This is a genomic window from uncultured Paraglaciecola sp. (genome assembly GCF_913020055.1).
In the GTDB taxonomy this organism is placed as follows: Bacteria; Pseudomonadota; Gammaproteobacteria; order Enterobacterales; family Alteromonadaceae; genus Paraglaciecola.
This window is the reverse complement of record NZ_CAJWCF010000139.1, coordinates 1-8,825: the sequence shown is the minus strand read 5'-3', so window position 1 is coordinate 8,825 and position 8,825 is coordinate 1. Positions and strand designations below refer to the sequence as shown.

9 protein-coding genes are annotated in these 8,825 nt (G+C 40.6%); 7 read left to right on the top strand and 2 right to left on the bottom strand.

The annotated features are described in order from the left end of the window. Window positions 1-83 precede the first annotated feature (83 nt). On the top strand, window positions 84-2,360 hold the full coding sequence (locus tag QZ488_RS20130; RefSeq protein ID WP_293752111.1) for an FdhF/YdeP family oxidoreductase: 2,277 nt from the start codon (window positions 84-86) through the stop codon (window positions 2,358-2,360). Window positions 2,361-2,411: 51 nt separating this feature from the next. Here QZ488_RS20130 and yeiP read toward each other — a convergent pair whose 3' ends face one another. Then, window positions 2,412-2,984, bottom strand: coding sequence for an elongation factor P-like protein YeiP (gene yeiP / locus QZ488_RS20125; protein ID WP_293752109.1), 573 nt, complete (start codon window positions 2,982-2,984; stop codon window positions 2,412-2,414). A gap of 160 nt (window positions 2,985-3,144) precedes the next feature. Here yeiP and QZ488_RS20120 point away from each other — a divergent pair, with 160 nt between their 5' ends. From QZ488_RS20120 to rraA, 6 genes are all read left to right on the top strand, one after another. After that, window positions 3,145-5,088, top strand: a complete 1,944-nt coding sequence (locus tag QZ488_RS20120) for an ATP-dependent DNA helicase (RefSeq protein ID WP_293752107.1) — start codon at window positions 3,145-3,147, stop codon at window positions 5,086-5,088. Then, window positions 5,085-5,771 carry a tRNA (adenosine(37)-N6)-threonylcarbamoyltransferase complex dimerization subunit type 1 TsaB gene (tsaB, locus tag QZ488_RS20115; protein ID WP_293752106.1) on the top strand — a complete coding sequence of 229 codons (687 nt, stop codon included), beginning with the start codon at window positions 5,085-5,087 and terminating at the stop codon, window positions 5,769-5,771. Before QZ488_RS20120 ends, tsaB begins: the two co-directional genes overlap by 4 nt. A gap of 100 nt (window positions 5,772-5,871) precedes the next feature. Beyond that, window positions 5,872-6,174 (top strand): hypothetical protein, encoded by a 303-nt coding sequence (locus tag QZ488_RS20110; protein WP_293752104.1) that lies wholly within the window; start codon window positions 5,872-5,874, stop codon window positions 6,172-6,174. 114 nt (window positions 6,175-6,288) lie between these two features. After that, window positions 6,289-6,930 (top strand): Slp family lipoprotein, encoded by a 642-nt coding sequence (locus QZ488_RS20105; protein WP_293752102.1) that lies wholly within the window; start codon window positions 6,289-6,291, stop codon window positions 6,928-6,930. Between the two features lie 87 nt (window positions 6,931-7,017). Next, window positions 7,018-7,857, top strand: coding sequence for an alpha/beta fold hydrolase (locus QZ488_RS20100; RefSeq protein WP_293752100.1), 840 nt, complete (start codon window positions 7,018-7,020; stop codon window positions 7,855-7,857). A 60-nt stretch (window positions 7,858-7,917) separates the two neighbouring features. Next, window positions 7,918-8,409, top strand: coding sequence for a ribonuclease E activity regulator RraA (rraA, locus tag QZ488_RS20095; protein ID WP_293752098.1), 492 nt, complete (start codon window positions 7,918-7,920; stop codon window positions 8,407-8,409). A 125-nt stretch (window positions 8,410-8,534) separates the two neighbouring features. Here the strand turns inward: rraA and QZ488_RS20090 are convergent. Further along, window positions 8,535-8,825, bottom strand: a 291-nt coding sequence (locus QZ488_RS20090) for a PilZ domain-containing protein (RefSeq protein ID WP_293752096.1), incomplete at its 5' end; no start/stop codon positions are given.

Sequence of the window (8,825 nt, the reverse complement as noted above, 5' to 3'; positions counted from 1 at the left end):
CAATACACTTATAAGTAAGTTTGTGCTTTGAGCTATCTCTAAAATGGCTGAGGTTTGGTTCTGTGGATAATATGAAAGATAACATGACAAATAATAATTCAAATAAATCATCACATCATAAACCAGCAAAAGCGGGTGGCTTTTCTTCTTTAAAATCAACGTTAAAACATATTATTAAAAGTCAGCAGCCACAAACCAACCTTAAAAATTTACTTATTGCCAATACTAAAGATGGTTTTGATTGCCCTGGATGTGCTTGGGGCGATAAACAAGAGGGCTTTTTACATTTTTGTGAAAATGGCGCTAAAGCTATCGCTTGGGAGTCTACCTCTAAAAAAGTAGATGCTAAATTTTTTGCAGAACATACTGTAAGCCAGTTATTAAAGCAAAGTGATTATTGGCTTGAATACCAAGGGCGCTTAACGCAACCTGTTAGATATAATCAAAAAACAGATAAATATGAAGCAGTCAGTTGGGATGATGCTTTCTCACTTATCGCAGAGCACTTAAATGGATTATCAAGTCCAGATCAAGCTGAATTTTACACTTCCGGCAGAGCCAGTAACGAAGCATCATTTTTATATCAACTATTTGGTCGACTGTACGGTACTAATAACTTTCCAGATTGTTCAAATATGTGCCATGAAGCCAGTGGTGTCGCATTAACTGAATCCATTGGTATAGGTAAAGGTACTGTTGTTTTAGATGATTTTGATCATGCTGATGCTATTTTTGTATTTGGTCAAAACCCAGGTTCAAATCACCCTCGAATGTTGAGCTCATTACAAGCAGCCAAACGCCAAGGTGCCAAGATAGTATCGATTAATCCGTTGGATGAGACTGGACTAAAACGGTTTAAAAATCCTCAAGAAGTAGAAGGTGTAATTGGTTCAGGTACTGCATTGCGAGATTTGTATTTACCGATAAAAATAAACGGAGACGTACCTTTTTTAAAAGGTTTATGTAAAGCCTTAATTGAAAGAGATGATGCTGGGCAAGATGTTTTAGACAAATCTTTTATTGCAAAATATTGCCACGGTTATGATGAGTTTCAACAAAACATAACAGGGACATCTTGGGCCGAAATTGAACAGGGTAGTGGTCTAAGCCAAAAACAAATTAATCAAGCTGCTGACATTGCATGCGCTTCAAAAAAGACCATTTGTTGCTGGGCTATGGGCATGACTCAACATAAAAATGCGGTGGCTAATATTCAGCTAATGACAAACTTTTTAATGTTGCAAGGCAACTTAGGCAAACCCGGGGCCGGTGTTTGCCCCGTGCGTGGACATAGTAACGTGCAAGGTGATCGTACTATGGGTATTTGGGAGAAACCCTCAGCCACGTTTCTAAACGCTTTGCAGCAAACCTATGATTTTATTGTTCCTAGAGAACATGGCTTTGACACCTTAGAAAGTATTCAAGCTATGGCCCAAGGAAAGGTAAAAGTATTGTTTGCGTTAGGCGGTAATTTTTATCGTGCTACACCCGATCATACTGCCACTAAACAAGCATTAGCTAATTGCGACTTAACAGTGCAAGTATCGACTAAGCTAAATCAATCTCATCTGTATACAGGTAAAAATGGCCTTATTTTACCTGCCTTAGGTCGTACTGAAATTGACCAGCAAGCAACAGGTATACAAACCGTTACTGTGGAGAATTCCATGGGGGTAGTACAAACATCACACGGTAAGATCCCTCCTGCTTCCAATCTATTAAAAAGTGAAGTTGCTATTGTGTCTGATTTAGCCACGTTAACATTGCCCAAAAGCGAGATTAATTGGCAACAGATGAGAGATGACTATCGGTTAATTCGTGATGGTATTGCTAAAGTGATACCCGGCTTCGAAAACTTTAACCAACGGATTGAAGAATTAGGCGAATTTGAGTTACCCAACGCAGTGCGAGACGATAGAAAGTTTGTTACTTCCACTGGAAAAGCCAATTTTGTAGTACATGATATTGAGTCCATTCATGTGCCAAAAGGCTGTTTACTGATGATGACCATTCGTAGTCATGATCAGTTTAATACTACTGTGTATACCGATAACGACAGATATCGCGGTATTCATGGCAGCCGACGAGTTGTTTTTGTGAATGCAGATGACCTAAACGATTTAGCCTTAAGGAATGGGCAATTAGTGGATATTCATAGTCATTGGCCGAATGAGCAGATAAAAATCAGAATGATAGAAGATTTTATCCTGGTTGAATACGATATTCCTTGTGGTTGCGCCGCTGCTTATTACCCAGAAACCAATGACTTGATCCCTCTTAGCAGTGTCGCTGATAAAAGTAATACCCCAGCCTATAAGTCAGTAGTAATCAGTTTGCATAAAGCAGATAAAGACGATTAACCACAGAGGGCACCTGTGTAGGGTAACCGGTGACCTCAGTGGTTAACAGTTCTATGAGTCTGCGCGACCCATAAATTTACTTTCAGTTGTATTCACTTTGATTTTTTCACCACTAGCGATGTACTCAGGAACCTGCACTACTAAACCTGTAGACAATGTAGCTGGTTTGGTACGCGCACTAGCTGATGCACCTTTGATGGATGGGTCGGTTTCCGTTATCAGCAACTCGACAGAAGCGGGTAGTTCAATGCCGACTGGCTTTTCTTCAACCAATAAGATTTGTAGGCCCTTAGTATCTTCAGTGATAAAAGGTAATTCTTCACTGATGGTGTCTGAGTCTAAAGAATAAGATGAATAGTCTTCGTCATCCATAAACACATACTCCTGACCATCAACATAGGAAAAACTCACTTTGTTGCGGTGAAAATCCACAAGATTCAGCACTTCATCGGCTTTAAAGCTCTCATCTGCCTTTGCGCCAGTGCCAACTTCATACAAACGCATTCTATATAAACTGGCACCTGCACGACCGCTTGGGGTCATTTTATTGATGTCTTTAACAATATAAGTTTTGCCATTGTGTTCAACGGCGGCGTTCTTTTTAATTTCACTGGCTTTTGGCATACAAAGGACTCTTTAATAATTTGTCGCAAAAAATAACATGAAAACAAAAATAGGCAAGGGAAGTTGTGTTTGTTAGGAAACTTTTCACTCGTTAGTTGTCATGCTTTTTGGCATAATCGCGACCTACTTTTTTTACATCCTCATTATTCATTAAGGCGCTATGTCCAAAACATCCTATTTGTTTGCTGTCGATGGCAAGCTTTCTGAAGCTATCGAAGGGTTTGTGCCGCGCCAAGCACAAACCGATATGGCAGTGGCAGTTGAAGACACTATCAAAAAGAAGGCTCCGCTAATTGTAGAGGCGGGAACTGGCACAGGTAAAACCTTTGCTTATTTAGCTCCCGCTCTTTTGTCTGAGAGAAAAACTATTGTCTCCACAGGGACTAAAAACCTGCAGGAGCAACTTTTTCATCGTGACTTGCCACTGATAAAAAAGGCGCTTGCTTCAAATAGTAAAACAGCTTTACTAAAGGGCCGAGCCAATTATTTATGTTTACATCGGCTAAGGCAGCATGGTGGGAATAGCTCGTTAATTGATAGGCAAACTCTAACAGAATTAACCCAAGTGCGAGAATGGGCGTCGACTACTAAGTCGGGTGATATGGGCGATATGAAGTCATTGCCTGAAGACGCTAAAGTATTGCCTTTTGTGACTTCGACAGCAGACAACTGTTTGGGTAAAGAATGCCCAGATTATGAAGACTGTTATATGGTCAAAGCACGTCGTAAAGCCTTAGATGCCGATGTGGTTGTAGTTAATCACCATTTGTTTTTTGCTGATATGGCACTAAAAGATACCGGTTTTGGTGAGCTTATTCCCGATGCCGATTTAGTTATTTTTGATGAAGCCCATCAAATACCTGATATAGTCAGTGAGTATTTTGGTGAGACGTTTTCAAGCAGGCAAATGCATGACATTAGCCGCGACGTTGAAGTGGTGTATCGCACTGTACTAAAAGATGCCAAACAACTACAAAGTGCTGCAGAAAAATGCAAAATGATTGCAGCCGATCTACGTATTTTATTTCCCGAAAATCCAGCCAAGGGTAATTGGCGTCAAATGTTGTCTCGTGGCGATGTACAAACACAAATCAGTAAGTTAACTGACAGTCTAGAAGTGTTCTACGAAGTGCTTAAATTACATGTGGGGCGCGATAAAGATCTAGACAGTATTTTTGAACGTGTGTCAGAAATAAAGGGTAAGTTAGCGCGTTTAACTGATACCACACAACAGGGGGTGAGCCTCTGGTACGAAACAACAATGCGGCATATTGTGTTGCATTTAACCCCTCTGAGTATATCGCAAAAATTTGCCGATTTTATAGCAGAGCCCAAACGCAGTTGGGTGTTTACTTCTGCTACCTTAATGGTTGATGGTGGCTTTAAACATTTTCAACGACAAATGGGCTTAGATAATGCTACTACTTTGTCCTTAGACAGTCCTTTTGATTACCCTAACCAAGCAATGTTATGTGTGCCACGCTTTTTACCTGAGCCTAATGCTCGGGAAATGCGCGTTACCTTGTTGGATATTTCTATCAAACTAGTTAAAGCGAGTCGTGGTCGTTGTTTCTTGTTGTTTACCAGCCATGCCACACTTAATGCCATTGCCGATCAGTTAAAAGATAAGATCGACAACCCTATTTTAGTTCAGGGCTCGACAACCAAACGAGCATTGCTGGAAAGTTACATTGAGAACAAAAATGCAGTGTTGTTAGGCACAGGCGCTTTTTGGGAAGGGGTGGATGTGCGAGGTGACGATTTGACCTGTGTGTTAATTGATAAATTACCTTTTGCTTCACCAGATGATCCATTGTTACAGGCTCGAATAGAAGATTGCCGTAAAAGTGGTGGAAACCCCTTTTCTCAGTTACAAATACCCCAAGCCGCTATTGCCTTAAAACAAGGGGCAGGGCGATTAATTAGAGATGAAACAGATAAGGGTGTGTTGGTGATTTGTGATAACCGTCTGGTGACCAAAGACTACGGTAAAATTTTTATGGGCAGTCTGCCAGATATGCATCGAACCCGAGACTTACAAAAAGCAGTGGATTTTTTGCAAGACATTCACAGCGACAAAGATCAAATTGAGAGCGAATCATGAATATTTTAATTATCGATACTGCCACTGAGGCTTGTTCAGTCGCCCTTGAGGTCAGTGAACAAGTGTTTAGCCGATTTGAAGTTTGTCCGCAACAACATAGTCAACGAATATTACCGATGATTGATGAAGTGTTAAAAGAAGCCAAAGTGACGCTTCAAGACCTGGACTATTTAGCCTTTGGTCGTGGTCCTGGTAGTTTTACTGGCGTACGTATTGCGACTGGTGTGTTACAAGGATTGGCACTAGGCACCGGTCATAAAGTCGTGGGTATATCAACCTTAGCTGCTATGGCGCAACAAGCCTACACACAACATCAGACTGTACAAGTAACTGCAGCGATCGATGCACGTATGTCAGAAGTATATTTTGGCCAGTATCATCTTGAAAATAATGTCATGACATTGGTGGGTGTTGAACAAGTCTTACCCCCAGAGCAAGGCGCAGAAATACTCAAGCATAACGCAGAAGTGGCTGGTGTTGGCACTGGTTGGCAAGCTTATCCGCAGTTAGGTGCTGCAGCCAAAGTTAATGTCTTAGCTGATATCTTGTATCCCAATGCTCTGTATATGCTGCCCTTAGCTAAGTCTTTAATTACTAGTGGGTTTGCAACTGAAGTGGAAGACATCGAACCAGTATACTTACGTGACAAGGTGACATGGAAAAAGCTGCCAGGTAGAGAATGATTGTTAGCTGGTACGATCTGGAACAATTCTTGTATTAATTTTTAAGTTAAAGCAGGGTGAAGGTTTTTTTACCATTGTTTCTAAATAATAGGATAAGTTGTTGAGTATAGACTCGCTATCATTATTAAAAGCATCCGATATTGCCCGTTCTTCGCGGGATAAACCGCGTGTTGTTAAATCAGAGAAAAGTCACGATGAAAATCAGCCAAGCCCTCAAGTATCAATTATTCGCGCCGGTGACAGCGAAACATTTGAAAAAGCCGCATCTTTTAATCAACAAGCTGACTCTCTTTCTAGTAATAGCTTGAATGAAAAATCTGCTATAGCCGCTTACCAAAGTATGGCTAAAGATCAGGAACGTCAGGGCATTCAACTGTTATTGGGTGTTGATACTTTCGTTTGATCTATTCATTCTAATAATACATTGCAAAATAACGTTAAAATTCAGTAGCTGTTCAGTTACTATAAATAAAATAATAGACCAACAAACACCTGTTTTTACTATCTGAGGATAATTATGAATATTCGTATATGCACTTTATTAGCCGCCTTGTTTTTGGCTGGGTGCTCTTCTTTTCCAGACAAACTTCAGGTTGATGATACGACTCAATTAGTCATTTATGAGGATGCTGCATCAAAAGCAGAGCAAGTAAAAGGCAAGATGCTACGCTGGGGTGGTGCGATTGCAAAAGTCGAAAATAAGCCTGATTCAACTGTATTTGAAATGGTTTATTATCCACTAAATGGTTACGGCCGTCCGATTGCTGGCGAAGAAAGCATGGGACGTTATCGAATTCATGTTAAGGGCTTTATGGATCCAATGGTTTATCAAGTTGGACGTTTGATGACATTTACCGCACAGTTAAATGGTTTGGAAGAGGGAATGGTTGGCGAACATAAATATATTTTCCCAACAGCAGATGTTAGCGCTTATTATTTGTGGCAAAACGTGCAGCGTATTGATATTGGTAGAGTACATGTTTGGCCATACCAACACTGGTACATAAATCATCCCCGACCTTACCATAGAGGCGTTATTATTCGTGGCTCAGTTGGAACCAACGGCGGTAATCCAACTCGTTCAAGTGGTAATGCAACTCGTCCAAGTGGTGTGATAAATTATCCAAAACCTGTTAATACAAAAAGAACTGAAAGATAGCGGTAACTATTGGCCACTTTGGCAAAATAGTGCTGAGTATGCGGCAATGTATTGCCGCTTTTTTTTGTGTTTAAAAAAGGAAAGTAAGTGCAACAACCTCTAGAATTCCCGCTTTCGAATATCACTCTTTGTGGTATTGGTTATGGTGATCCAAGCAAACCTATGATTTTGGCATTACATGGTTGGCTAGACAATGCAGCTAGTTTTCAACCTATTGCTGAATACCTAAATGATTATTATATTCTGGCAATAGACATTACTGGGCATGGGTTGTCTTCTCATCGAAGCGATGGTGCGAACTACCACCTAACCGACTTCGTATTCGATATACATGAATTGGTTGAGTCTCAAGGATGGTCGTCATTTGTATTGATGGGGCATTCAATGGGCGGTGTTTTGATTTCAACGGCCATTGCCGCAGGAACGTTACCCGAAATAGAAGTCGCCGCTATTGCGCTACTGGGCACTCAAATTGTGCGTCGCCGCTGGTATTTACAGGTTCCGTTTGTTACTTCCTTAGGTAAACTATGGTTTACCTTTAAATCTGAAATGGATGGTCGTAAATTAAAAATTGGGCCTGAGAATGAACCTTCCGGTATCGCTAAAGAATATTTACGCTGGCTGGGCTTGCTTGGTCGCTGGCGTTTGAAACATAACAAGACGCCACTCTTTGCAAAATGGCAGGGCGTCACGATTCCTGTGCTAGCAATGGTAGGGAAGAATGATCAATCTGACCCAGCTAAAGATTGTCAGCGTTTTTATGAGCTATGCGGTTCAGACGACAAAGTGTTTAAATTATTAGCAAAAGATGAAGGCTTTAGTCGTGACTTTGGCCATATCGATATGATTGTAAGTAAAGACGCGGCTAAAGAAGTTTGGCCAGAATTATCGGGGTGGTTGGCAGAAATTAAACCAACCGCCGGTTAGTTCTGTATATTTATATTATCGGTTTTAATTATTTAATTTTATAGTTAACAGGAAAAGAAAATGACTCAATACATTACTCCAGATTTATGTGATGAATATCCAGAATTGGTTCAGGTAGTAGAGCCTATGTTTAATAATTTTGGTGGCAAAGATAATTTTGGCGGCCAGATCGTTACTGTAAAATGCCATGAAGATAATTCTAAAGTTAAAGAACTGGTTGATACCGATGGTTCAGGCAAGGTTATGGTTGTCGATGGTGGTGGTTCTTTACGTCACGCTCTATTAGGGGACATGCTTGCAGAAAAAGCGGTCAAGAATGGCTGGGAAGGTTTGGTTATTTATGGCTGCATCCGTGATGTAGATGTGATCGTGCAAACAGACTTAGGTGTTCAGGCATTAGCGACGAATCCTTTGAAAACAGACAAGCGCGGCTTAGGCGATGTTGATGTGCCTGTTAAATTTGGTGGTGTGGTATTCAATCCTGGTGAATACGTTTATGCCGATAATAATGGCGTGATTATCTCACCCAAGAAATTATCAATGCCAGAATAAAAGGGAGTCACGTCGTAACGTGAATTCACTTTGGATGCTCACCTTAAATACTATAGCTAGCTATTGATTAAACAATCCATTCAACCATTTGTGTAAATGGATTGTTTAATCATAGAGTGGAATAGCTAGCCATTTATAGCTAAGATTTCTGTGCCAAGCTGATATTTTCCTTCATCTATTTCGATGCAGCGTAGAATTTTCACTGTTGCATCTAATGCAGGAAATGCATCGTTACTAGAAGGCAAAGTCGTTTTACACGTGATACCTTCCATGACTTTTTCAGTCACTTCTATCAACATGCCTGTGCCGCTGAGGTCTCGGCAGAAACCCGTTACATGTTTGTCGCTATTATCTAAAGAAAGGGTGATTTTGGTGTCCACTTTCATTCGAATGAAATCACGTTTTTCATCATAGTT

Bases quoted from the DNA above. Each gene is read 5' to 3' on its own strand.
- QZ488_RS20130 (WP_293752111.1), top strand. From the start codon at position 84: ATGACAAATAATAATTCAAATAAATCATCACATCATAAACCAGCAAAA.
- yeiP (WP_293752109.1), bottom strand. From the start codon at position 2,984: ATGCCAAAAGCCAGTGAAATTAAAAAGAACGCCGCCGTTGAACACAAT.
- QZ488_RS20120 (WP_293752107.1), top strand. From the start codon at position 3,145: ATGTCCAAAACATCCTATTTGTTTGCTGTCGATGGCAAGCTTTCTGAA.
- tsaB (WP_293752106.1), top strand. From the start codon at position 5,085: ATGAATATTTTAATTATCGATACTGCCACTGAGGCTTGTTCAGTCGCC.
- QZ488_RS20105 (WP_293752102.1), top strand. From the start codon at position 6,289: ATGAATATTCGTATATGCACTTTATTAGCCGCCTTGTTTTTGGCTGGG.
- rraA (WP_293752098.1), top strand. From the start codon at position 7,918: ATGACTCAATACATTACTCCAGATTTATGTGATGAATATCCAGAATTG.